Genomic DNA, 23,030 nt, shown 5'->3' with positions numbered 1-23,030 from the left:
GCGATTTACATCGTCTCGCCAAACAGCTCGCGGCCGATCAGCATGCGCCGGATTTCGCTGGTGCCTGCGCCGATTTCGTAGAGTTTCGCATCGCGCCAGAGGCGACCGACCGGATACTCGTTGATATAGCCGTTGCCGCCCAGGGCCTGGATTGCCTCGCCGGCCATCCAGGTCGCCTTTTCGGCGCTATATAAAATCGCACCGGCAGCATCCTTGCGCAGGGCGCGTACGGCCGCGGCGTTGGTCGCGCGGTCGCAGGCCTGGCCGACGGCATACACATAGGCGCGGCACGCCATCATGGTCGAATACATGTCGGCGATTTTCCCCTGCATCAGCTGGAATTCGCCGATCGCCTGGCCGAACTGCTTGCGTTCGTGGATGTACGGCACGACCGAATCCATGCAGGCCGCCATGATGCCCAGCGGGCCGCCGGAGAGGACGGTGCGCTCGAAGTCTAGGCCCGACATCAGGACATTCACACCCTTGCCGACGCCGCCCAGCACGTTCTCCACAGGTACTTCGCAATCCTGGAACACCAGTTCGCCCGTGTGCGAGCCGCGCATGCCGAGTTTATCCAGCTTTTGCGCGATCGAAAAACCTTTAAACCCTTTTTCGATCAGGAAGGCGGTCATGCCGCGCGGGCCAGCCTCGAGATCGGTCTTCGCGTAGACGACCAGGGTGTCGGCGTCAGGACCGTTGGTGATCCACATTTTCGTGCCGTTGAGGACGTAACGATCGCCCTTCAGGTCGGCACGCAGCTTCATGCTGACGACGTCGGAACCGGCGTTTGGCTCGGACATGGCAAGCGCGCCGATGTGTTCGCCCGAGATCAGCTTCGGCAGGTATTTCTGTTTTTGTTCTTCGGTGCCATTTCTCTTGATCTGGTTGACGCACAGGTTCGAGTGGGCGCCGTAGGACAGGCCGACCGAGGCCGAGGCACGCGAGATTTCTTCCATCGCGACGATGTGGGCCAGGTAGCCCATGTTGGCGCCGCCGTATTCCTCGCTGACGGTGATGCCGAGCAGGCCGAGTTCGCCCATCTTGCGCCACAGGTCCATCGGGAACTGGTCGGTACGGTCGATCTCGGCGGCACGCGGGGCGATTTCGCTCGCCGCGAACTGTTGGACTGCTTCGCGCAGTGCGGCGATGTCTTCGCCATGGTCAAAGGTCAAGCCTGGAAGATGCAGCATGTCGTCCTCTCGGTGAACGGGTTGGCGGTTGGGCACCGTGAATCATACTCGCGTGTGACGTTAACGTAAACGTCAAGTAGCGGGTAAAAAAAGCCTTTTTGCTTCCTCCCACCTACCGGGATAGGCTCTTCATCAGGCGGCCTTGCTGGCGCCCGCCGGTGCGTCGATCTCGTCGCCGGCGGCCGTGCCATTGGCCAGCAGCCGGCGGCATTCCTCCTCGTGCGCGGAAATTTCCTCGAGCGCCATCTCGATGTCGGCGCGCTGCTGCTCGAGCGTTTCGCGCTGGTGCGCCAGGACGCCGAGGAAGCGGTCGATCTGCGCCGTCGTGTCCTTCGGCGACTCGTACATGTCGACGATGCTTTTGATCTCCGACAGCGTCAGGCCGAGGCGCTTGCCGCGCAGGGTCAGTTTCAGTCGGGTCCGGTCGCGCGGGGTATAGACGCGGTTGCGCCCGCCCACGCCTTCGCGGCTGGGGCTTAATAAACCCTGGTCTTCATAGAAGCGGATCGCGCGGGCCGTGATGTCGAATTCGCGCGCCAGTTCGGCGATGGTGTAGGTCGTGGGCATTTCGGTTGAGTACTGAATACGGCTGAAAGAAGGCGGCTGAAAGTGGCAAATCCTGGAATCGCTTAGAATCTCCTGACGTTTTCCGTTTACGTCAACGTCAACCACATTGTAGCGCGCACCACCCGTCCCGAATACGAAAGATTGTCGACCATGAATCCGCTCGAATCCGAACTGTCCTATCCCTTCGCCGACGAACTGCCGACTGCAGGCAGCGTGCGCGAGGTGGCGCCCGGCCTGGGTTGGCTGCGCATGCCGCTGCCGTTCGCGCTCGACCACATCAATTTGTGGCTGCTGCGCGACGAACGCGAAGGCAAGCAGGGCTACACCGTGATCGATTGCGGCGTGGCGACCGACGCCACCCGCGCCCACTGGGAACAATTGTTCGCGGGCGCCATGGAAAATGAACCCGTGCTGCGCGTGCTCGCCACCCACTGCCACCCGGACCACGTCGGCCTGTCCGGCTGGCTGTGCGACCGTTTTCATGATGCGCCATTCTGGCTGACCGCCGGCGAATTCGGCTTCGCGCGCATGATGGCCGCTGCCTTGCCGGGCGTGGACGGGCCGTCGGCCATCCCCCATTTCGAGCGCCACGGTTTGACCGACCCCGCCATGCTCGAGCAGATGCGCAGCCGCCGCAGTTACTATCCCTCGCTTGTGCCGGCCGTGCCCGCCGCCTATACCCGCATCCAGGATGGCCAGCGCATCGCGATCGGCAATGCGCACTGGCGCGTGATCACCGGTTTCGGCCACTCGCCCGAACACGCGGCGCTGTATTCGGACGAACTGAATGTCCTCATTTCCGGCGACATGGTCTTGCCGCGCATTTCGACCAACGTGTCCGTGTTCGCCGTCGAACCCGAGGGCAACCCGCTCCAGCAATACCTCGATTCGCTCGATAAATTCGCGGACCTGCCGGCGGACGTGCTGGTGCTGCCTTCGCACGGCAAACCCTTCCGCGGGCTGCACACGCGCATTGCCCAGCTGCGCGCGCACCACGTGGCGCGCCTGGCCGAGGTGCTCGAAGCGTGCACGACGCCGCGCAGTGCGATGGACATCGTACCGATCATGTTCCGGCGCCAGCTCGACGCCCACCAGCTCAGTTTTGCCCTCGGCGAAGCGCTCGCGCACCTGCATAAACTTTGGAATGATGGTATGTTAAAACGGGTAACTGGAGACGACGGCATCATCCGCTTCCAGCTGACCTGACAGCTGACGTAACAGGTATTCATATGCCAGATCCGCCCGGGGTTCCCCGCCCCCGCGGATCCGGTGCAACGGCCAGGCCGGCCGAGCGCGCGTGTCCCGCACGCGACAACTGTTTGTTTCTGTACGAACACAGATACGATACATTCATGCCAAATGGAAATTTTGTGGCATGATGCGCCAACTCGGCGAAAATTCTCATCAATTTTCACATCTTTGTTAAGTCATCGGCCCGAATGGTGTCATTGATGGTCTTTACAGCCCATTAACTGACTTTTATGGTCGAGCATGAAATAGTGCCATCATGAATTCCACGAACGAACGGGAGAGCTTTAGTGAGCGTCTCCAGCAGGCTTTAAAAAACGCCCATTACTCGCCGGACAGCCCGACACGCTTGGCGCGCGAATTTAACATTCGCTTCGAAGGCCGTCCGATCACGGTCCACGCCGCGCGCAAGTGGCTGGTGGGCGAAGCCATTCCGACCCAGGAAAAGCTGCGCATGATTGCCCAGTGGCTGGGCGTGCCGGCCGACTGGCTGCGCTTCGGCGGCGCCGATGCCCCGGGAGCGCAAGCCGAAGGCGGCGCCAGCGCGCGTTTCGAATCGGCCGACGTCAAGCTGATTGCCGACCTGCAGCGGCTCGACGAACACCACCGCCAGCTGGCGCGCGAGTTCATTCGCATGCTGGTCCGCCTGAACCACCAGCCCCCCGCCAAGTAAGCGGAGGCCTTCTTCGCGACAGCGTTTCTGCTTACAAATTTTCTTCCGAGTCGGGTAGACCAAATTGCGTCGAACTAGCGCATAATCGACTTCTCACAGCCGAGGATCGTGCGCCAATGAAAAGCAATTACATGAACACCGCCCAGCTGAAAGAGCTCATGACCGCGCCGCCGATGACGGCCGCGCGCCATGCCGAGGTGATGCGAAAACGCATCGCCCAGCGCAGGATGCTGGAGGAAGCAAGGGAAATGAAGAAGGCCGGTGACAGCGACCACCTGAAGCGCTGAACAGCCCCTCAGGTCTCCGGCGTGCCGCGCATGCCGGGCCAACGCGGCGCGGCCTCGTTGTCGATGCCCAGCAAATCCAGCACGCGATCGAGCGTGTGGTCGACCATCTCGTCGATGCTCGCCGGCCGATGATAAAAGCTCGGTACAGGCGGAAACACGATCCCGCCCATTTCCGTTACCGCCGTCATATTCCGCAGGTGCGCCAGGTTGAACGGCGTTTCGCGCACCATCAGCACCAGGCGTCGCCTTTCTTTCAACACGACGTCGGCCGCGCGTGCCACCAGGTTGTCCGCCAGGCCGTGTGCGACGGCCGCCAGCGTCTTCATCGAACAGGGCGCGATCACCATGCCGTCGGTCTGGAACGAGCCGCTGGCAATCGAGGCACCGATTTCCCGATTCTTATGGACGACGTGGGCGAGCGCTTCCACGTCACGCCGCTGCATGCCGACTTCCTGGTGCAGGGTGAGGGAGGCGGCGTCGGAGACGACCAGGTGGGTCTCGACGCCGGGGACCGCGTTTAAACGCTGCAGCAGGCGCACGCCATACACCGCGCCGGTCGCGCCGGTGATGGCGACGACAATACGACGCGGCCGGGTACTCGTCATTACTTCTTGAACATCGCCTGCAGTTCGCCCGATTCGTACATCTCGTTCATGATGTCGGAGCCGCCGATGAACTCGCCGTTCACGTAGAGCTGCGGAACGGTCGGCCAGTTCGAGAAGTCCTTGATGCCCTGGCGCACTTCCGGATCTTCCAGCACATTGACGGTGGCGATGTTATCGACGCCGCAGGCCTTCAGGATCTGGATGGCGCGGCCGGAGAAGCCGCATTGCGGGAATTGTGCGGTGCCCTTCATGAACAGCACGACCGGGGTGTTGGTCACGGTGTCTTTGATCCAGGTTTGTACGTCGCTCATGTGATCTGCCTTCGGTGAGAATGATATGGATGGCGCCATTCTATAAGAAATCGACGCGCGCGGTGCGGCGCCGAGGCCGACTTCCCTTGCCTGCGATTGCGGTATCATCGCCAGCTTACTCTTCTACCAACCTTCAGGATTCGTTTCATGCAACAACGCCCCAGCGCCGCCCCTTCGGCAGGTTTTAATCTTGTCATCGCCGCCGTGCTCGGCTTCATGGGCATCTTCGACCTGGTCGTCGGCGCCCGGGGCGACGGCGCCGGCGTGTTCATTACCGGCCTGGCGATGACGCTCTACGCGGCCGTGCTGCTGCGCGACGCGCTCCATATCAAAAAGACCGGCCAGCCGGCGCTGAGCCGCGGACGCATGAACAAGATCGGCCTGGCTTGCCTGGCGCTGTATGTGGCGGGGGTGTTGATCAAACGCGTGCCCGAGCTGGCCCAGTTCTTTGGATAAGCCGGGTAAAGTTTTGGCGGCCGCGTAACGTAGGGGCCATCGTGACCATTGGCCACGATGGCCCCTACGTTACTGCTGTCAAGGTCTGACGTTCAGCGTAGGTAGGCATTTGCCTAAACAAACCGACTGCTCGCGTCCCACGTACCTTCCGTAATTGTCGACCGGCGCATATCCATTGCGTGCATAAAACGCCAGCGCCGTCAGATTGACCCGCCGCGTCGACAGCCACAGTTCACGGTATCCGAACCCTGCCGCCTGTTCTTCCAGTGCCATCAGCAAATATCGCCCGGCGCCGCTCCCTGGCCGCGCATACATCCGCTTGAGTTCCGCCACGCCGGGTACCAGCGGCCGCAGCGCACCGCAGCCGACCGCCTTCCCATCGCCATCGCGCGCCATGAGAAACACCGAGCCCGGCCCGCGCACATCAAGCGGATCGAAGGACCCCGAGCCGCTGTCGCCGCATATTGCCGCCAGCGCCGCATCGAGTTCGGCGATCAGCGCGCGCGCGTCCGCACTGTCCGGGTCCGCCGGCGCGCACACCATCTTATTTGCGCAGCTTGGCAAACGCCGCTGCCATCGCCCCGCCCGCATCCTGCGCCGCCGGACGTTCCTGGCGCTGATGCTGGGCCACGCGCTTGCGGTCGTCGCGGTCACCCCGCTGCTGCGGCTGTGAACCCGGCTGCGGCGCCGTATCCGACAGCCGCATCGTCAGTGCGATGCGCTTCCTCTTCGGATCGACTTCCAGCACTTTGACTTTCACCACCTGGCCCGCCTTCACCACCGTGTGCGGATCTTTGACGAAGGTATTCGACAGCGCCGAGATATGCACCAGCCCATCCTGGTGCACGCCGATATCGACAAAGGCGCCAAACGCCGCGACGTTGGTGACCACGCCCTCGAGGATCATGTCCGGACGCAGGTCGCTGATCTCCTCGACGCCTTCTTTAAACGTGGCGGTCGTGAACTCGGGCCGCGGATCGCGCCCCGGCTTTTCCAGCTCTTTTAAAATATCGGTCACGGTCGGCACGCCGAATTTGTCGTCCGCATACTTGGCCGGATTGAGCGATTTGAGGAGCCCACTGTCGCCGACCACCGCCTTCATGTCGCGTTTCACGTCGGCCAGGATTTTCTGCACCACCGGATAGGATTCCGGGTGCACCGCCGACGCATCCAGCGGGTTTTCTCCGCCCATCACGCGCAGGAAGCCCGCCGCCTGTTCGAAGGTTTTATCGCCCAGGCGCGGCACGGCCTTCAAAGCCGCGCGCGAGGAAAACGCGCCCTTCATGTCGCGGTAGCTGACGATGCTCTGCGCCACGCTCGAGGACAGGCCGGACACGCGCGCCAGCAGCGGCGCCGAAGCCGTGTTGACGTCGACGCCGACCGCGTTCACGCAATCCTCGACCACGGCGTCGAGCGAGCGCGCGAGCTGGGTCTGCGAGACGTCGTGCTGGTACTGGCCGACGCCGATCGATTTCGGATCGATTTTGACGAGTTCCGCCAACGGGTCCTGCAGGCGGCGCGCGATCGACACCGCGCCGCGGATCGACACGTCCAGGTCGGGCAGTTCGCGCGAAGCGAATTCCGAGGCCGAATACACGGAAGCACCCGCTTCCGACACGACGATCTTGGTCAGTTTCAGCTCCGGCCGGGCTTTGATGAGATCCTGCGCCAGTTTGTCGGTCTCGCGCGAGGCGGTGCCGTTGCCGATCGAGATCAGCGACACATTGTGTTTCAAAGCCAGCTGGCCCAGCACGTGCAATGACCCGTCCCAGTCGTTCCTGGGCTGGTGCGGGTAGATGGTGGCGGTGTCGACGACTTTGCCGGTGGCGTCCACGACCGCCACTTTCACGCCCGTGCGCAGGCCCGGATCGAGGCCCATGGTGGCGCGCTGGCCGGCCGGTGCCGCCAGCAGCAAGGATTTTAAATTGCGCGCAAACACGTTGATGGCATCGAGCTCCGCCTTTTCGCGCAGCGCGCCCATGAGTTCCGTCTCGATGTACATGAAACTTTTCACGCGCCAGGTCCAGCGCGCCGTGTCGAGCAGCCATTTGTCGGCCGGGCGGCCTTGCGCCTTGATGCCGAAACGGGCGGCGATGCGGCTTTCGCAGGGATTGTGCGGCGCGTCCCACTTCGGTTTTTCGGCTTCCGTATCCAGGCGCAGCACGACGTCGAGAATACCCTCGCGGCGGCCGCGCATCAGGGCCAGCGCGCGGTGCGAAGGGACGGTCGCCAGCGGCTCCGAGTAATCGAAATAGTCGGCGAACTTTTCGCCTTCGTCCTCTTTACCGGCCACCACTTTCGATTCGACGACGCCATGTTCCTGCACGTATTCGCGCAGCGATTGCAGCAGCGTCGCGTCTTCGGCGAAGCGTTCCATCAGGATCTGGCGCGCGCCGTCCAGGGCCGTTTTCGTATCCGCCACGCCGGGGTTATTCACGCCGTCGGCATTCGTAAACGCATCGCGCAAGTATTTGGCGGCTTCCTCTTCCGGATTGCGGGCCGGGTCATTCAATAAATCATCGGCCAAGGGGGCCAGGCCCGCTTCGACGGCGATCTGCGCTTTCGTCCGGCGTTTCTGCTTATAGGGTAAATACAAATCCTCGAGGCGGGTTTTATCCTCGGCCAGGGCGATCTGTTGCAGCAGTTCCGGCGTCATTTTATTTTGCTCGGTGATCGAGGCGATGATCGCGCTTCTCCGGTCTTCCAGCTCGCGCAGGTAGCGCAGGCGCTCCTCCAGCAGGCGCAACTGGATGTCGTCGAGGCCGCCCGTCGCTTCCTTGCGGTAGCGGGCGATGAAGGGGACCGTGGCGCCCTCGTCCAGCAGGGCAATGGCGGCGGCGACTTGCGCCGGCTTGGCGGCCAGTTCGATGGCGAGGCGTTGTTCGATGGAAGGCAGCATGGAAATCCGTAATGGAAGCGCGTGAGTCAGGCGGGCAGTGTTACGCAAACGGGGACGAAGCGCCAGTCTTGACAGTCCCTGCCGAACATGCGAAACGTCGATGTGGTACGGCGTTTCGTTTTGTAAAGATTTCTCAGGTGCGTGCGATTCCGAACAAAACTGAAGTGCCCGTATGAGAGATAATGGTGGTTGTTGTCTTTTTTTTATACAGGTCAAGGACCCAATGCACACAGTTGATTTCCCACGCGAACACGCGAACGATGCCCCGGCACCGCGCGCGACGCCGGCCCGCGCGCCCGCACTGCCCGCACCGGTGACGACCTGGCTGCAACGGGTCGAGGCGGCGGCGCACCCGCAACCGAAGCTGAGCGCCGAAGTCGCCGATCCGAAGGCCGTTCAATATAAATTCGTGTATGTGATGGCGCCCACCAGTGGCGGCCGCCACGTCGCCGTCTGCCTGTGCAAGGCGCGCCTGCGCCCGAACGGTGAAGTCGCCGCCGCCAGCCCGGTGAACGAAGTGTTTTCGCTGCTGTCGGCGCCGCCCGCCTACCTGGAGGGCGAGGACGAAGACCTGGTACGCTTCTTCATCGCCATGCGCAGCGGCGCCTCGCAAAGCACCAGCGCGACCGAGCCCAAGGGCAAAGTCGGCGCCATCCTGCTCGACCTCCTGCTGCGTCAGGGCAAACTGTTGTGGGCCAATTCCTGGTCGGACATGACGAACGGCTTGCTGTATCCGCTGCAGGCCGGCCCCATCCGCCAGGCGAACCTGGCATGGCGCGACGAGGGCCGTGCCGCCAAGCTCGGCTGGTCGGTGGAACCGGCGAACGGCGCGAATCACCCGGGCGCCGACCTGATCGACTACATGCTGCCGACCGATCCGCCGTGGTACATCGACAACCTGTCTTGCGGCCCCCTGTCCCTGAACCGCGGCGGGGTCGACATCTCGCTGGCCGAACTGCAGGCGCTGGTGGCGCAAGCGCCGGTCCTGACCGGCAACGACAAGAAACGCGTGTCGCAACTGCTGCTGGCCCACGGCCTGCAGGAACTGATGCCGCTGCCGCAGCCGCTGACCCAACGATTGCGCAATGACGTCAAGCCGCAACCCTTCCTGTTGCTCGATTCGGTGTCGCTGGCCGACAGCGGTGCGCCGCGCTGGCATGATTTCGCTGTGCTGTCCTTCGATTACGACGGCCAGCGCGTCTCCTTCGACCCTTCACAGCGCGTGGTGCGCCAGATCGGCGACGTCACCGAAATCATCGACCGCGATGCCGCCGCCGAAGCTGCAGCGCTCGACAAGCTGACCGAACTGGGTTTCCGCAAACCGGCGACCACGCCGCTCTCGAGCCTGGCCGGCGCGGTGCAGCTGGAGAGCCAGGCGCACTGGCTGCGTTTTGCCGAAAACGATCTCGATGCGCTGTCGGATGCCGGCTGGCACCTGCAAAAATCGAACAAGTACCGCTATGACGTGGTGCCGGTGGAAGACTGGTATGCCGAGATCGACGAGCCGGAAGAAGCCGGTAAAGCCTGGTTCGAGCTGGAACTGGGCATCGTCGTCAACCGCAAGCGCGTGCCGCTGCTGCCGGTGCTGGTGCAGCTGATCCGCAACGCCCCGCTTGACTTCGACCCGGCCGTGCTCGCCGCCCATGGTGAAACCGACCAGATGCTGGCGACCCTGCCGGAAGGTCTCCGGGTCGCCCTGCCATGGGCGCGCGTCAAACCGATTCTGGCGACGCTGGGTGAGCTGTATTTTAATGACAAGATCAAGAACCGCGTGCGCCTGTCGACGCTGGACGCGAGCCGCCTGGAGGAACTCGCGCGCGGCGTCGAGATGCGCTGGTTCGGCGGCGAGCAGTTGCGCGAGACCGGCCGCAAGCTGAGCCAGTTCGGTTCCGTCAAAAAGGTGGCGCCGCCTGCCGGGCTGCAGGCCACCCTGCGCGACTACCAGCTCGACGGCCTGTCGTGGATGCAATTCCTGCGTGAATACGACCTGGCCGGCATCCTGGCCGACGACATGGGTCTCGGTAAAACCGTGCAGACCCTGGCGCACATCCTGACCGAAAAAGAGGCAGGTCGCCTGACCAGCCCGGCGCTGGTGATCGCCCCGACCAGCCTGATGACGAACTGGCAGGAAGAAGCCGCGCGCTTCGCCCCGAGTCTGAAAGTGCTGCTACTGCAGGGCAAAGAACGAGTGGACATGTTCGACCAGATCGAACAGGCCGACATCGTGCTCACCACCTACGCCTTGCTGCCGCGCGACGAGGAAAAGCTGCGCGAGCACCATTACCACCTGGTGATCCTGGACGAATCGCACTACATCAAGAATACGCGCTCGAAAGCGGCGCAGACGGCCGGCTCGCTGGATGCGAACCACCGCCTGTGCCTGACCGGCACGCCACTGGAAAACCACCTGGGCGAACTCTGGTCGCAGTTCCACTTCCTGCTGCCCGGCCTGCTGGGCGAGGAAAAAGCTTTTAATACGCAATTCCGCCACCCGATCGAACGCCAGGACGATCCGGTGCGGCGCATGTTACTCAATCGCCGTATCCGTCCCTTCCTGCTGCGCCGCACGAAAGATAACGTCGCCAAGGAACTGCCGGAGAAGACAGAGATGGTGCGCCGGGTCGAGCTGACCGGCCCCCAGCGCGACCTCTACGAAACCGTGCGCCTGGCGATGGACAAGAAGGTGCGCGAGGAAATCGACCGCAAGGGCGTAGCCCGCAGCCAGATCGTGATCCTGGAAGCATTATTGAAACTGCGCCAGGTCTGCTGCGATCCGCGCCTGGTAAAAGCGATGCCGTCGAAAAAGAACACGGCAGCCATCTCCGCCAAGCTGACCGATTTGATGCAGATGGTCGACGATTTACTGGAAGAGGGCCGCAAGATCCTGGTCTTCTCGCAGTTCACCAGCATGCTGGCGCTGATCGAGGAAGAACTGGCGGCGCGCGGCATCCGCTACGCCCTCCTCACCGGAGAAACGCGCGACCGCTCGGCGCAAGTCGCCGCCTTCCAGCAGGGCGCAGTGCCGATTTTCCTGATCAGTTTGAAAGCGGGTGGCGTCGGCCTGAACCTGACTGCGGCCGATACCGTCATTCACTACGACCCGTGGTGGAACCCGGCGGCGGAAAATCAGGCCACCGATCGCGCCTGGCGCATCGGCCAGGACAAGCCGGTGTTCGTGTATAAATTGATCGCGAAGGGCACGCTGGAAGAAAAGATCCAGCTGCTGCAGCAGAAAAAGTCGGAACTGGCGCAGTCGATCCTGGCCGAAGGCGAGTCGCAGAAGATGGCGCTGACCCAGGAAGATCTGCAGGCGATCTTCGCCCCGCTCGACGAGCAATAAAACAAGCCCGGCAGGACCGGTCATGCCCGCTTCGGCGGGCATTTTTTTTGCCTTTTCCGACATTTTCATGCGTGCTGAATAGAATTCGGCAAGAATGACGGTACATTCAAACATATTGAACAAATTGACCAGTTGGGCAACTTTAATCAATCGTCAGCGCTGCAACACCCCCGCCTGTACAGGAAGGCGTTCTCGGCTATATACTCTTTGGCGGCGCCCGCCTGGAGCGCCTGATCTCCCTTATTTTTTGGAAGGTGTTTGATGAACCGCAGCGCCAGCACCGACTGTTCCGGCCATGCCGGCTTGGCGCTGGCCGAGCAGTTCCGCGTGATCGCCGAGATCGGCGGCGACATTGCCTTCAGCATCGATTGCGCCAGCGGCGAGCTGCGCTATGTCAGTCCATCGATCGAACAACTGATCGGCTATACCCCGGATGAGGTGACTGCCGGCTTCCAGAGCGGCGGGCCGCTGGCGGCGCTGTGCGCCGGGCTGCCGGAACGCGTGAAACGCCTGCGCGCGGGCGACCGTAGCCGCCTGCGCCTGGTGCGCGAAACCGAACTGCAGGGCGCGCATGGCTATCCGGTACCGGTCGAAATCATCTCTTCCCTGCTGTGCGGTGAAGACGGGCAGCCGGCGGCGCTGGTCGGCCTGGTGCGCGACCTGTCGCCGCGACGCCTGCGCGAAGCCGAACAAAAACGCTTCGCCAGCATGCTGAACCACGAATTCCGCACCCCCTTGTCGACCATCGACGGCGCCATCCAGCGCCTCGAGGCCACCTGCACCCTGGCCGATGAGCCGACGCGCGCACGCTACCGCAAGATCGCGCTGGCCACCGACCGCCTGATCGGCATGCTCGACGATTACCTCTCTCCCGAGCGCATGGCCGGCATCGGCAGCGAACGCCAGCCGACCACGGTGGCCCCGCGCACCCTGCTGGAAGAGGGTGCCGCTCAGCTGCGCGCGGCCGGGCGCGTGGCCAGCATCCAGGCGCACGAACTGCCCGAAACTTTGCGTTGCGATCCGGAAGGCCTGCGCCTGGCGCTGAAGGTCCTGATCGATAATGCGATCGCGTATTCGCCGCCAACGTCTCCGGTCGTACTGGTCGGGCGCCTGGCGGCAAGCGGCATCGAACTGGCCGTGCGCGACCACGGTCCCGGCGTGCCGCAAGACGAACAACCCCACCTGTTCGACAAGTTCTATCGTGGCCGCAACGCCGCCGGCATGCCGGGCAGCGGCCTGGGCCTGTACATGGCGCGCTCGATCGTCGAAGTGCATGGCGGGGTGCTGAGCCTGGTCACCCCGAGCGACGGTGGCGCCGAGTTCCGTATCTGGCTGCCGGTGGCCGGCGCCGCGAAGCTGCTTGCGCGCCAGGGCGCCAGCACCGATAATCCGGCGCCGTTCGCGGCAATGGCCCTGCCACCATCTGGCAATACACAATGAAAAACGCGGTAAAACAATGACGCAGATACTGATTGTGGAAGACAACGGCGATTACGCCGGGGACATGGCCGATTTCCTGCGCGAACTCGAGCATGACGTCACCATTGCCACCTCGGCCGGCGAGATGTGGGCCGCGCTGACCCGCACCCCTGCCGCCGTGGTCGTGCTCGACCTGGGCCTGCCAGACGAAGACGGTTTTACGGTCATCCCGCGCATGCGCCAGCTGTACCCGGAAATCGGCCTGCTGGTGCTGACCGGACGCGTGGCCTTCGACAACCGCATCCTCGGCCTGCAGCTCGGCGCCGACCATTACCTGACGAAACCGATCAAGTTCCCGGAACTGGCGGCCCACATCGAAGCGCTGGGCCGCCGCGTGCGCCCCGCCGAACCGGCCCCGGCGCCCGTGAAATGGACCTTGCGCGTGAGTGCGCGCCAGCTCGAGCTGATGGGCAAGGTGATCGATCTGACTGAGAAGGAATTCAATTTCCTGCACCTGCTGACGATCAACACCCGCCCGGTCCCCCGCGCCACCATCGTGGCCGGCATGGGGGGAGACGATCCGGATGCCAGCCGCCGCGTCGACATGCTGGTGTATCGCCTGCGCAAGAAGACGAGGACGGTGCTGGGGCAGGAGCTGCCGCTGCGCAGCGCGTATGGCGAAGGGTATAGCCTGTCGGCAGGGTTTACCTTGGCGTAGGAGGCATCGAGGCCAGTGGCCTCGATGCCGGGTTCACCGGGCATGCCCGGTAATTCCGCCACCGCGGCCATTGGCCACGATGACCCCTACAAATCGGGACAAAGTCAATGCGCGAATCCGCGGCAGTTAAATAAATGGGGGACATGGTCAGGGTGCCGCGCTAAAATACGGCCATCTGTTCCCTGACTGTGCACCATGGCCCGCCAACCCCGCCTCATCCTCCCCAAGCAAGCCCACCACATCCTCCAGCGCGGCAACGACCGCCAGCGCATCTTCCGCGAGCCCGAGGATTACGAGCGTTTCCTCGGCTGGCTGGCCGAAGCCGCCCGCTTCTACAAAGTCGCGATCCACGCCTACGCCTTGTTGCCGACCCACTTGCACCTGCTGGCCACGCCCGAAACGGAAGAAGGCCTGGCGGCGATGATGCAAAAGCTCGGCCGCCTGTATGTTCCCTGGTACAACAGCAAATACGCGCGCGCCGGCGGGCTGTTCGAAGGGCGTTTTCGTACCGCCGTGGTCGAATCCGACCGCCACATCCTGATGTGCAGCCGCTTCATCGAGCTGGCGCCACTGCGCGAGGGAGAGGCAGGCGAGCCGGCCGCTTATCCGTGGTCGAGCTATCGCCACCATGCCGGCGTGCATGCGGACCCCGTCGTCACCGATCACGCCCTGTTCTGGGGCTTGGGCAACACGCCCTTCCAGCGCGAAGCGGCGTATATCGAGCTGGTTGAGCAGGGCATCGGTGCGGACGAGCTGGCACAGGTCGCGAACGCCGTCCAGAAGGGCCAGCCCCTCGGCTCGCACGCATTTAAACTTGAACTCGAACGTCAGACCCAGCGCCGCATCCTGCCGGCTAAGCGCGGCCGCCCATTCAAAACACCTTCCTCGACGGCGAGCCAGCCTTGACGCCCGCGCGTTCGGTTTTGCAGCCGGAACGCGCAATCATCTACTGCACACGTTTTAAGCAAAGCAATTTGTTGCTTTCTTGATGGGCGTCTGTCGAATAAAAAATGACTGAACGCGCTGATTTTTACGACATTGTACCTGTCCCTATTTATGCCATGCAGATCAAATAGCCGAATTAATTCGACTCTGACCCCCATTGTTCTCCTTGCCGTCTTTGTTGCATTGCACTATTCTCGGCCTTCAACCCCTGAAAAAGCTGTGGAGAGTCCCAATGATTGCCCAAGGTTTATACGATCCTGCCAATGAACACGATGCCTGCGGTGTCGGTTTCATCGCCCATATCAAGGGCAACAAAAGCCATTCGATCATCGATCAGGGGCTGTTGATCCTGAAAAACCTGGATCACCGGGGCGCCGTCGGCGCCGACCCGCTGATGGGCGATGGTGCCGGCATCCTGATCCAGATCCCCGACCAGTATTTCCGCGACGAGATGGCGAAGCAAGGCGTCGAGCTGCCGCCACCCGGCGAATATGGCGTCGGCATGGTCTTCCTGCCGAAGGAACACGCCTCGCGCATCGCCTGCGAGCAGGAAATCGAGCGCGCCGTGCGCATCGAAGGGCAGGTCGTCCTCGGCTGGCGCAATGTACCGGTCGACGAAGCGATGCCGATGTCGCCTACCGTGCGCGCCAAGGAACCGGTCATCCGCCAGATCTTCATCGGCCGCGGACCGGACATCATGGTCACCGACGCGCTCGAGCGTAAGCTGTACGTCATCCGCAAATCCTCGGGCCACGCCATCCAGGCCCTGAAACTCCTGCACGGCAAGGAATTCTTCGTGCCCTCGATGTCGGCACGCACCATCGTCTACAAGGGCCTGCTGCTGGCCGACCAGGTCGGCGTTTACTACAAGGACCTGCAGGATCCGCGTTGCGTTTCGGCCCTGGCCCTGGTGCACCAGCGTTTCTCGACGAATACCTTCCCGGAGTGGCCGCTGGCCCACCCGTACCGCCTGATCGCCCACAACGGAGAAATCAATACCGTCAAAGGCAACTTCAACTGGACCCGTGCCCGCGAAGGCATGATGAAGTCGGCCGTGCTGGGCGAGGACCTGAATAAACTGTTCCCGCTGATTTACGAAGGCCAGTCGGACACCGCCTGCTTCGACAATGCGCTCGAACTGCTCGTGATGGCGGGTTACCCGATCGCCCAGGCGATGATGATGATGATTCCCGAAGCCTGGGAAAACCACACGTCGATGGACGAGAACCGCAAGGCCTTCTACGAATACCACGCCGCGATGATGGAGCCGTGGGACGGCCCCGCCGCCATGGCGTTTACGGACGGCCGCCACATCGGCGGCACCCTGGACCGCAACGGCCTGCGTCCGGCGCGCTATGTCGTGACCGAAGACGACCTGGTCGTGATGGCGTCCGAGTCGGGCGTGCTGCCGATCCCGGAATCGCGCATCGTCAAGAAGTGGAGACTGCAGCCAGGCAAGATGTTCCTGATCGACCTGGAAGCGGGCCGCATCATCGACGACAAGGAACTGAAGGACACCTATTCCAACGCCAAGCCATATAAGGCGTGGATCAAGTCGGTGCGCATCAAGCTCAACGAAATCAAATTGTCCGAATCGCAGCTGGCACAAAACCGGATGAAAGACACCCCGGCCCAGGGCGAAAAAGCGGCGATTTCCCTGCTCGACCGCCAGCAAGCCTTCGGCTATACCCAGGAAGACCTGAAATTCCTGATGGCGCCGATGGCGGTCCTCTCCGAAGAGGCGACCGGTTCGATGGGCAACGACTCGCCGCTGGCGGTCATGTCGAACAAACTGAAACCTTTATATAACTACTTCAAGCAGCTGTTCGCCCAGGTGACGAACCCGCCGATCGACCCGATCCGCGAAGCGATGGTGATGTCGCTGGTGTCCTTCATCGGTCCGAAACCGAACCTGCTGGACACGAACAACGTCAATCCGCCGATGCGTCTGGAAGTGTCGCAGCCGGTGCTTGGTTTCGACGACATGGCGCGCCTGCGCAACATCAGCCTGCACACCGGCGGCAAGTTCAAATCGTATGAACTGAACATCTGCTACCCGGTCAGCTGGGGCAAGGAGGGCATCGAAGCCTCGCTGGCCTCGCTGTGCGCGGAAGCAGTGGACGCCGTGAAATCCGGCCACAACATCCTGGTCATCTCGGACCGTGCCGTCTCGAGCGAGACCGTGGCGATTCCTGCGCTGCTGGCAACGTCGACCATCCACCAGCACCTGGTGGTGCGCGGCCTGCGCGCCTCGACCGGCCTCGTTGTGGAGACCGGTTCGGCCCGCGAAACCCACCACTTCGCGCTGCTGGCTGGTTACGGCGCGGAAGCCGTCCACCCCTACCTGGCGCTGGAAACGCTGGCCGATCTGGCCCAGCATCTGCCGCACGAAATGGCGCCGGACGTCGCCTGCTACAACTACACCAAGGCGATCGGCAAGGGTTTGATGAAGGTGATGTCGAAGATGGGCATCTCGACCTATATGTCGTATTGCGGCGCCCAGATCTTCGAGGCCGTCGGCCTGAACAAATCGCTCGTGGATAAATATTTCCGCGGCACTTCGTCGACCGTGGAAGGGATCGGCCTGTTCGAAGTGGCGGAAGAGGCGCTGCGCCTGCACAGTCTCGCCTTCGGCGCCGACCCGCTGCTGGCCAATGCCCTCGACACGGGCGGCGAATACGCCTTCCGCGTACGTGGCGAAGACCATATGTGGACGCCGGATGCGATCGCGAAGCTGCAGCACTCGACCCGTGCCAACAATTTCAATACTTATAAAGAGTACGCCCAGCTGATCAACGAGCAGGGCCGCCGTCACCTGACGCTGCGCGGGCTGTTCGAGTTCAAGATCGATCCAAGTAAAGCGATTCCGCTGGGAGAGGTCGAGCCGGCGAAAGAGATCGTCAAGCGTTTCGCCACCGGCGCGATGTCGCTCGGTTCGATCTCCACGGAAGCGCACGCGACGCTCGCCATTGCCATGAACCGCATCGGCGGCAAGTCGAACACGGGTGAGGGTGGCGAAGATCCGCGCCGTTACCTGAACGAGTTCAAGGGCATCAAGATCAGCAAGGGCGAGACCCTTGCATCCGTGATCGGTGCCGACCGCGTGGCCGTCGACATTCCGCTGGAAGAAGGCGATTCGCTGCGTTCGAAGATCAAGCAGGTTGCCTCGGGCCGCTTTGGCGTTACCGCCGAGTACCTCAGTTCGGCCGACCAGATCCAGATCAAGATGGCGCAGGGCGCGAAACCGGGAGAGGGCGGTCAGCTGCCGGGCCACAAGGTCTCCGAGTACATCGCCTCCCTGCGCTTCTCGGTGCCGGGTGTCGGCCTGATCTCTCCGCCGCCGCACCACGACATCTATTCGATCGAAGACCTGGCGCAACTGATCCACGACCTGAAAAACGCGAATCCGAACGCCTCGATCTCGGTGAAACTGGTGTCGGAAGTCGGTATCGGTACCGTCGCTGCGGGCGTGTCGAAAGCAAAAGCGGACCACGTGGTCGTTGCCGGCCATGACGGCGGCACGGGTGCTTCTCCGCTGTCGTCCGTCAAACATGCCGGCACGCCATGGGAGCTGGGCCTGGCCGAGACCCAGCAGACGCTGGTGCTGAACGGTCTGCGCAGCCGCATCCGCGTCCAGGCCGACGGCCAGATGAAGACCGGCCGCGACGTCGTGATCGCCGCCATGCTCGGCGCCGACGAAATCGGTTTCGCCACCGCCCCGCTGGTGGTCGAAGGCTGCATCATGATGCGCAAGTGCCACCTGAACACCTGTCCTGTCGGCGTCGCCACCCAGGATCCGGTGCTGCGCGCCAAGTTCCAGGGCAAGCCGGAGCACGTTGTTAACTATTTCTTCTTCGTCGCCGAAGAAGCGCGTCAGCTGATGGCCCAGCTCGGCATCCGCACCTACGACGAACTGATCGGCCGCTCGGACCTGCTCGATAAATCGAAGGCGATCACGCACTGGAAGGCGCAGGGCCTGGACTTCTCGAACATCTTCTATCAGCCGAAGACCGACTCGCCGCACAACCTGTTCCATACCGGTGAGCAGGACCACGGCCTGGACAAGGCGCTGGATCATAAACTGATCGCACAGGCGAAAGCGGCACTCGAGAAGGGCGAGCGCGTCTCGTTCATTTCTCCGGTGCGTAACGTGAACCGTACGGTCGGCACCATGCTGTCGGGCGAAGTGGCCAAGCGTTATGGCCACGCCGGCCTGCCGGACGACACCATCCACATCCAGCTGCAGGGCACGGCCGGCCAGTCGGCGGCCGCCTTCCTGGCAGCCGGCATCACGCTCGACCTGGTGGGCGAAGGCAACGACTACGTCGGCAAGGGCCTGTCCGGCGGCCGCGTGATCGTGCGCCCGAATACGGAATTCCGCGGCTGGGCGGTGGACAACATCATCGTCGGCAACACCGTGCTGTACGGCGCGATTTCGGGCGAAGCCTTCTTCAACGGCGTGGCCGGCGAACGTTTTGCCGTCCGTAATTCGGGCGCCACGACGGTGGTGGAAGGCTGCGGCGACCACGGCTGCGAATACATGACCGGCGGTACGGTCGTGGTGCTGGGCGAGACCGGACGCAATTTCGCGGCCGGCATGTCGGGCGGCGTGGCCTATGTCTACGATCCGAAGGACGAGTTCGCTTCACGCTGCAACACGACCATGGTCAACCTGGAGCGCGTCGTCTCGACGAAAGAGCAGGGCGATGTTTCGGGCTGGCACAGCCAGAGCCGCGGTACCGACCGCGAATCGGACGAAGTCATCCTGCGCCGCCTGATCGAACGCCACTTTAAATATACCGGCAGCACCCGCGCCCGCAACCTGCTCGACGACTGGGCCAACAGCCGCGGCAAATTTGTAAAAGTCTTCCCGACCGACTACAAGCGCGCGCTGGAAGAAATGCACAACAGCAGCATGGAAGAAGCGAACGACAAGATCGAACTCGCGGCATGACGAGAACGTGATCGTAGGGTGGGCGGTCCTCCGCCCACGCATTCAACCAGCTGCAATGCATCGAAATTAAAAGGATAAAACGTGGGCAAAATCACCGGCTTCATGGAATTTCAACGGCAGGAAGAAGATCACCTGGAACCTGCCGCACGCGTCAAGAATTTCAAGGAATTCACCATCACCCTGACCGACGGCCAGGCCAAGGTGCAGGGCGCGCGCTGCATGGATTGCGGCATCCCCTTCTGCAACACCGGCTGCCCGGTCAACAACCAGATCCCCGACTGGAACGACCTGGTGTATCACAACAATTACCGTGCGGCGATCGACAATCTGCACTCGACGAATAACTTCCCGGAAGTGACCGGCCGCATCTGCCCGGCACCTTGCGAAGCGGCCTGCACGCTCGGCATCAACGACGACCCGGTCGGCATCAAGTCGATCGAGCGAAAAATCGCCGACGCCGCCTTCGAGCACGGCTATGTCGTGCCGCAGCCGGCCCTGGTCAAAACCGGCAAGAAAGTTGCCGTCGTCGGTTCCGGCCCAGCGGGCCTGGCCGCCGCCCAGCAACTGGCGCGTGCCGGCCACGACGTCACCGTGTTCGAGAAGAGCGACCGCATCGGCGGCCTGCTGCGCTACGGCATCCCCGACTTCAAGATGGAAAAGGGTTTAATTGACCGCCGCATCGAGCAGATGCAGGCCGAGGGTGTGACCTTCCGCACCAGCGTCTTGATCGGCAAGGATTTCCCTGCTGCCGTCAGCAACATGGCGCGCGACACGATCTTCCCGGAAGATCTCGCCAATGAGTTCGACGCCGTCGTCATGGCCGGCGGCGCCGAGCAGCCGCGCGATTTGCCGGTGCCGGGACGCGAGCTGAAGGGTGTGCATTACGCGATGGATTTCCTGCCGCAGCAAAACCGGGTCAACGCCGGCGATAAGCTGAAAGACCAGATCAAGGCGACCGGCAAGCATGTGGTCGTGATCGGTGGTGGCGATACCGGTTCCGACTGCGTCGGCACCTCGAACCGCCATGGCGCAGCGACGGTCACCCAGTTCGAACTGATGCCGATGCCGCCCGAACACGAGAACAAGCCCCTCGTGTGGCCCTACTGGCCGACCAAGCTGCGCACCTCGTCCTCGCACGAGGAAGGCTGCGAACGCGATTTCGCCGTCGCCACGAAACGCTTCGAGGGTAAAAACGGCAAACTCGAAAAGCTGATCGCCTGCCGTGTTGAGTGGAAAGACGGCAAGATGGTCGAAGTCGCCGGCAGCGAATTCGAGATGAAGGCCGACCTCGTGTTCCTGGCCATGGGTTTCGTGTCGCCGGTGCAGCAGGTGCTGGACGCCTTCGGCGTGCAGAAGGATGCGCGCGGCAACGCGCGCGCCACGACCGACGGCGAAGCCTGCTACCAGACCTCGGTACCGAAAGTCTTTGTCGCCGGCGACATGCGCCGCGGCCAGTCGCTGGTCGTGTGGGCGATTCGCGAAGGGCGGCAATGCGCGCGCGCAGTGGATGAGTTCCTGATGGGCTCGTCGGTACTGCCGCGCTAAGTGTCTGCCTCCGATGGGCTCTCGAGCCCATCGGACGGAACGTGCAATGCTTGCTGCACCGTAGGAATGTTGTTTCCTGTCAACAAACTGCAACGTTGACACATATGCATATCTCAACAAAAACAATGACTTGCGGCACGAAATATCTGACTTTTCGGTTATTAGTGTTGTAGCCACGCGTCGGAACCCGGAGTGAAACGGGGCTGTCCCAAGCAGGGATTGCAGTTTCTGCACTACAATACGGGATTCCCAAAATCCGACTATCCCCCCTGTGTCTAACCTTGTAGAAATACGTGATCTCGAGTTCGCCTACGGCGATCGCAAGATCCTGTCGAACCTGCGCATGGATTTCCCGCGCGGCAAGCTCATTGCCGTGATGGGTGGTTCCGGCTGCGGCAAGACCACGGTGCTGCGCCTGATTGGCGGACAGATCCGTCCGCAGCGCGGCGCAGTCCGGGTCGGCGGCGAGGTCGTGCACGAGCTGCGCACCGAGGGGCTGTATCGCCTGCGCCGCCGGATGGGCATGCTGTTCCAGTTCGGCGCGCTGTTTACCGATCTCACCATTTTCGACAACGTCGCCTTCCCGCTGCGCGAGCATACCGACTTGCCGGAAGAGCTGATCCGCGACCTGGTGCTGATGAAGCTGAACGCGGTCGGCCTGCGCAACGCTTCCAAATTGAAACCGGGCGAAATCTCGGGCGGCATGGCGCGTCGCGTTGCCGTGGCGCGCGCGATCGCGCTCGACCCTGAACTGATCATGTACGACGAGCCATTCGCCGGCCTCGATCCGATCTCGATGGGCCTGACCGCCAACCTGATCCGCAACCTGAACGATGCGCTCGGCTCCACGTCCATCCTGGTCTCGCACGACGTGAACGAAACCTTCGCCATCGCGGACTATGTGTACTTCATGTCGGCCGGCAAGATCGTCGCCGAAGGCACCCCGGCCGAGCTGCGCGTCTCGCAGGACCCGTATGTCAAACAATTCGTCAATGCCGAGCCGGACGGTCCGGTGCCCTTCCACTATCCAGGGAAGTCGCTGGCCGACGACCTGGGTCTGGGAGCGCAGAAATGATCATGCGTTTCGTTGAAGGCGCCGGCGCCACCGTGCGCGAATCGATCGAGAACCTCGGTTTTGCAACGCGCGCGTTTTTCAACCTGCTGCGTTTTTCGCCCGGCGCCTGGCGCCGTCCGAGCCTGATTTCCGAGCAAGTTCACTTTATTGGTAACTACTCGCTGGTCATCACCATCGTCTCCGGCCTGTTCGTCGGCCTGGTGCTGGGCCTGCAGTTCTACGTGAACCTGATCCAGTTCGGCGCCGAGGAAAAACTCGGTTCGCTCACCGCCCTGTCTCTGATCCGTGAACTGGGCCCGGTCGTCACCGCCTTGCTGTTCGCAGGCCGTGCCGGCACCTCGCTCACCGCCGAGATCGGCCTCATGAAAGCCGGAGAGCAGCTGTCGGCCATGGAAATGATGGCGGTGAATCCGGTGCAGCGCGTGCTGGCGCCGCGTTTCTGGGGTGGCGTGATTGCGATGCCGGTGCTGGCCGCCGTGTTCTCGGCCGTCGGCATCATGGGCAGCTACCTGGTCGCCGTCAAAATGCTCAGCCTGGACGAAGGCGCCTTCTGGTCGCAGATGCAGGCCGGCGTCGATGTCAACCGCGACGTAGTCAGCAGCGTCATCAAAAGTTTCGTGTTCGGCATTGCCGTGACGTTTACCGCCGTGTTCCAGGGCTACCACGTGAAGCCGACCCCGGCCGACGTGGCACGCGCCACCACGCGCACCGTCGTCATCGCCTCGCTGCTGGTGCTGGGCCTCGACTTCGTCATGACCGCCCTGATGTTCACGCAGTAACAATAAAAATCGTTTCGTT

Annotated in this window: 18 protein-coding genes; 12 read left to right on the top strand and 6 right to left on the bottom strand. The window is 62.6% G+C overall.

All coding sequences use genetic code 11. From position 1 onward, the window contains the following. Nucleotides 1-5: 5 nt before the first annotated feature. Both LPB04_RS05435 and LPB04_RS05430 read right to left on the bottom strand, forming a co-directional pair. Nucleotides 6-1,190 (bottom strand): isovaleryl-CoA dehydrogenase, encoded by a 1,185-nt coding sequence (locus LPB04_RS05435; RefSeq protein WP_193687719.1) that lies wholly within the window; start codon nucleotides 1,188-1,190, stop codon nucleotides 6-8. A 132-nt stretch (nucleotides 1,191-1,322) separates the two neighbouring features. Next, on the bottom strand, nucleotides 1,323-1,757 hold the full coding sequence (locus LPB04_RS05430) for a MerR family transcriptional regulator (protein ID WP_193687718.1): 435 nt from the start codon (nucleotides 1,755-1,757) through the stop codon (nucleotides 1,323-1,325). A gap of 150 nt (nucleotides 1,758-1,907) precedes the next feature. On the opposite strand from LPB04_RS05430, the gene LPB04_RS05425 reads away from it, so the two are divergent. The 3 genes from LPB04_RS05425 to LPB04_RS05415 all read left to right on the top strand — a co-directional run bounded on the left by LPB04_RS05425 (nucleotide 1,908) and on the right by LPB04_RS05415 (nucleotide 3,965). Continuing rightward, a complete protein-coding gene (locus tag LPB04_RS05425; protein ID WP_193687717.1) occupies nucleotides 1,908-2,963 on the top strand; it encodes an MBL fold metallo-hydrolase in 1,056 nt (351 codons plus the stop codon). Between the two features lie 301 nt (nucleotides 2,964-3,264). Then, entirely contained in the window at nucleotides 3,265-3,678 is a 414-nt protein-coding gene (locus LPB04_RS05420) for a hypothetical protein (RefSeq protein ID WP_193687716.1), read from the top strand. 116 nt (nucleotides 3,679-3,794) lie between these two features. Next, entirely contained in the window at nucleotides 3,795-3,965 is a 171-nt protein-coding gene (locus tag LPB04_RS05415) for a hypothetical protein (protein WP_193687715.1), read from the top strand. Between the two features lie 8 nt (nucleotides 3,966-3,973). On the opposite strand, the gene LPB04_RS05410 is transcribed toward LPB04_RS05415, so the two are convergent. Both LPB04_RS05410 and grxD read right to left on the bottom strand, forming a co-directional pair. Beyond that, nucleotides 3,974-4,570 (bottom strand): UbiX family flavin prenyltransferase, encoded by a 597-nt coding sequence (locus LPB04_RS05410; RefSeq protein ID WP_193687714.1) that lies wholly within the window; start codon nucleotides 4,568-4,570, stop codon nucleotides 3,974-3,976. Then, nucleotides 4,570-4,881 carry a Grx4 family monothiol glutaredoxin gene (grxD, locus tag LPB04_RS05405; protein ID WP_193687713.1) on the bottom strand — a complete coding sequence of 104 codons (312 nt, stop codon included), beginning with the start codon at nucleotides 4,879-4,881 and terminating at the stop codon, nucleotides 4,570-4,572. The genes LPB04_RS05410 and grxD overlap by 1 nt, the downstream gene beginning before the upstream one ends. Before the next feature lie 147 nt (nucleotides 4,882-5,028). On the opposite strand from grxD, the gene LPB04_RS05400 reads away from it, so the two are divergent. Then, nucleotides 5,029-5,337, top strand: coding sequence for a hypothetical protein (locus tag LPB04_RS05400; RefSeq protein WP_193687712.1), 309 nt, complete (start codon nucleotides 5,029-5,031; stop codon nucleotides 5,335-5,337). A 78-nt stretch (nucleotides 5,338-5,415) separates the two neighbouring features. On the opposite strand, the gene LPB04_RS05395 is transcribed toward LPB04_RS05400, so the two are convergent. Then, on the bottom strand, nucleotides 5,416-5,880 hold the full coding sequence (locus tag LPB04_RS05395) for a GNAT family N-acetyltransferase (protein ID WP_193687711.1): 465 nt from the start codon (nucleotides 5,878-5,880) through the stop codon (nucleotides 5,416-5,418). Between the two features lies 1 nt (nucleotide 5,881). After that, nucleotides 5,882-8,236: a Tex family protein gene (locus LPB04_RS05390; RefSeq protein ID WP_193687710.1), complete on the bottom strand. Its 2,355-nt coding sequence runs from the start codon at nucleotides 8,234-8,236 to the stop codon at nucleotides 5,882-5,884. Between the two features lie 223 nt (nucleotides 8,237-8,459). Here LPB04_RS05390 and LPB04_RS05385 point away from each other — a divergent pair, with 223 nt between their 5' ends. From LPB04_RS05385 to mlaE, 8 genes are all read left to right on the top strand, one after another. Beyond that, complete coding sequence (locus LPB04_RS05385; RefSeq protein WP_193687709.1) at nucleotides 8,460-11,576, top strand: DEAD/DEAH box helicase; 3,117 nt, start codon at nucleotides 8,460-8,462, stop codon at nucleotides 11,574-11,576. A gap of 261 nt (nucleotides 11,577-11,837) precedes the next feature. Continuing rightward, nucleotides 11,838-13,016 carry a PAS domain-containing sensor histidine kinase gene (locus LPB04_RS05380; protein ID WP_193687708.1) on the top strand — a complete coding sequence of 393 codons (1,179 nt, stop codon included), beginning with the start codon at nucleotides 11,838-11,840 and terminating at the stop codon, nucleotides 13,014-13,016. Nucleotides 13,017-13,032: 16 nt separating this feature from the next. Then, nucleotides 13,033-13,713: a response regulator transcription factor gene (locus LPB04_RS05375; RefSeq protein WP_193687707.1), complete on the top strand. Its 681-nt coding sequence runs from the start codon at nucleotides 13,033-13,035 to the stop codon at nucleotides 13,711-13,713. 195 nt (nucleotides 13,714-13,908) lie between these two features. Further along, entirely contained in the window at nucleotides 13,909-14,619 is a 711-nt protein-coding gene (locus LPB04_RS05370; RefSeq protein WP_193687706.1) for a transposase, read from the top strand. A 271-nt stretch (nucleotides 14,620-14,890) separates the two neighbouring features. Further along, nucleotides 14,891-19,612, top strand: a complete 4,722-nt coding sequence (locus tag LPB04_RS05365) for a glutamate synthase-related protein (protein WP_193687705.1) — start codon at nucleotides 14,891-14,893, stop codon at nucleotides 19,610-19,612. A gap of 81 nt (nucleotides 19,613-19,693) precedes the next feature. After that, nucleotides 19,694-21,157, top strand: coding sequence for a glutamate synthase subunit beta (locus tag LPB04_RS05360; protein WP_193687704.1), 1,464 nt, complete (start codon nucleotides 19,694-19,696; stop codon nucleotides 21,155-21,157). 271 nt (nucleotides 21,158-21,428) lie between these two features. Next, the gene (locus LPB04_RS05355; protein ID WP_193687703.1) at nucleotides 21,429-22,232 is read left to right on the top strand and encodes an ABC transporter ATP-binding protein; all 804 of its coding nucleotides are present in this window, start codon (nucleotides 21,429-21,431) and stop codon (nucleotides 22,230-22,232) included. Beyond that, the gene (gene mlaE / locus LPB04_RS05350) at nucleotides 22,229-23,011 is read left to right on the top strand and encodes a lipid asymmetry maintenance ABC transporter permease subunit MlaE (RefSeq protein ID WP_193687702.1); all 783 of its coding nucleotides are present in this window, start codon (nucleotides 22,229-22,231) and stop codon (nucleotides 23,009-23,011) included. The genes LPB04_RS05355 and mlaE overlap by 4 nt, the downstream gene beginning before the upstream one ends. Nucleotides 23,012-23,030: the final 19 nt, after the last annotated feature.

It is taken from the genome of Massilia litorea (genome assembly GCF_015101885.1).
Lineage (GTDB): Bacteria > Pseudomonadota > Gammaproteobacteria > Burkholderiales > Burkholderiaceae_D > Telluria > Telluria litorea.
Note: the sequence above shows the minus strand (reverse complement) of the source record. Positions and strands in the feature narration are given on the sequence as shown.

Excerpts from the sequence above, each read along its gene's own strand:
- LPB04_RS05365 (WP_193687705.1), top strand. The coding sequence starts at position 14,891 with ATGATTGCCCAAGGTTTATACGATCCTGCCAATGAACACGATGCCTGC.
- LPB04_RS05415 (WP_193687715.1), top strand. The coding sequence starts at position 3,795 with ATGAAAAGCAATTACATGAACACCGCCCAGCTGAAAGAGCTCATGACC.
- grxD (WP_193687713.1), bottom strand. The coding sequence starts at position 4,881 with ATGAGCGACGTACAAACCTGGATCAAAGACACCGTGACCAACACCCCG.
- LPB04_RS05425 (WP_193687717.1), top strand. The coding sequence starts at position 1,908 with ATGAATCCGCTCGAATCCGAACTGTCCTATCCCTTCGCCGACGAACTG.
- LPB04_RS05370 (WP_193687706.1), top strand. The coding sequence starts at position 13,909 with ATGGCCCGCCAACCCCGCCTCATCCTCCCCAAGCAAGCCCACCACATC.
- LPB04_RS05395 (WP_193687711.1), bottom strand. The coding sequence starts at position 5,880 with ATGGTGTGCGCGCCGGCGGACCCGGACAGTGCGGACGCGCGCGCGCTG.
- LPB04_RS05430 (WP_193687718.1), bottom strand. The coding sequence starts at position 1,757 with ATGCCCACGACCTACACCATCGCCGAACTGGCGCGCGAATTCGACATC.
- LPB04_RS05385 (WP_193687709.1), top strand. The coding sequence starts at position 8,460 with ATGCACACAGTTGATTTCCCACGCGAACACGCGAACGATGCCCCGGCA.
- LPB04_RS05380 (WP_193687708.1), top strand. The coding sequence starts at position 11,838 with ATGAACCGCAGCGCCAGCACCGACTGTTCCGGCCATGCCGGCTTGGCG.
- LPB04_RS05375 (WP_193687707.1), top strand. The coding sequence starts at position 13,033 with ATGACGCAGATACTGATTGTGGAAGACAACGGCGATTACGCCGGGGAC.
- LPB04_RS05400 (WP_193687712.1), top strand. The coding sequence starts at position 5,029 with ATGCAACAACGCCCCAGCGCCGCCCCTTCGGCAGGTTTTAATCTTGTC.
- LPB04_RS05390 (WP_193687710.1), bottom strand. The coding sequence starts at position 8,236 with ATGCTGCCTTCCATCGAACAACGCCTCGCCATCGAACTGGCCGCCAAG.
- LPB04_RS05420 (WP_193687716.1), top strand. The coding sequence starts at position 3,265 with ATGAATTCCACGAACGAACGGGAGAGCTTTAGTGAGCGTCTCCAGCAG.
- LPB04_RS05410 (WP_193687714.1), bottom strand. The coding sequence starts at position 4,570 with ATGACGAGTACCCGGCCGCGTCGTATTGTCGTCGCCATCACCGGCGCG.
- LPB04_RS05435 (WP_193687719.1), bottom strand. The coding sequence starts at position 1,190 with ATGCTGCATCTTCCAGGCTTGACCTTTGACCATGGCGAAGACATCGCC.
- mlaE (WP_193687702.1), top strand. The coding sequence starts at position 22,229 with ATGATCATGCGTTTCGTTGAAGGCGCCGGCGCCACCGTGCGCGAATCG.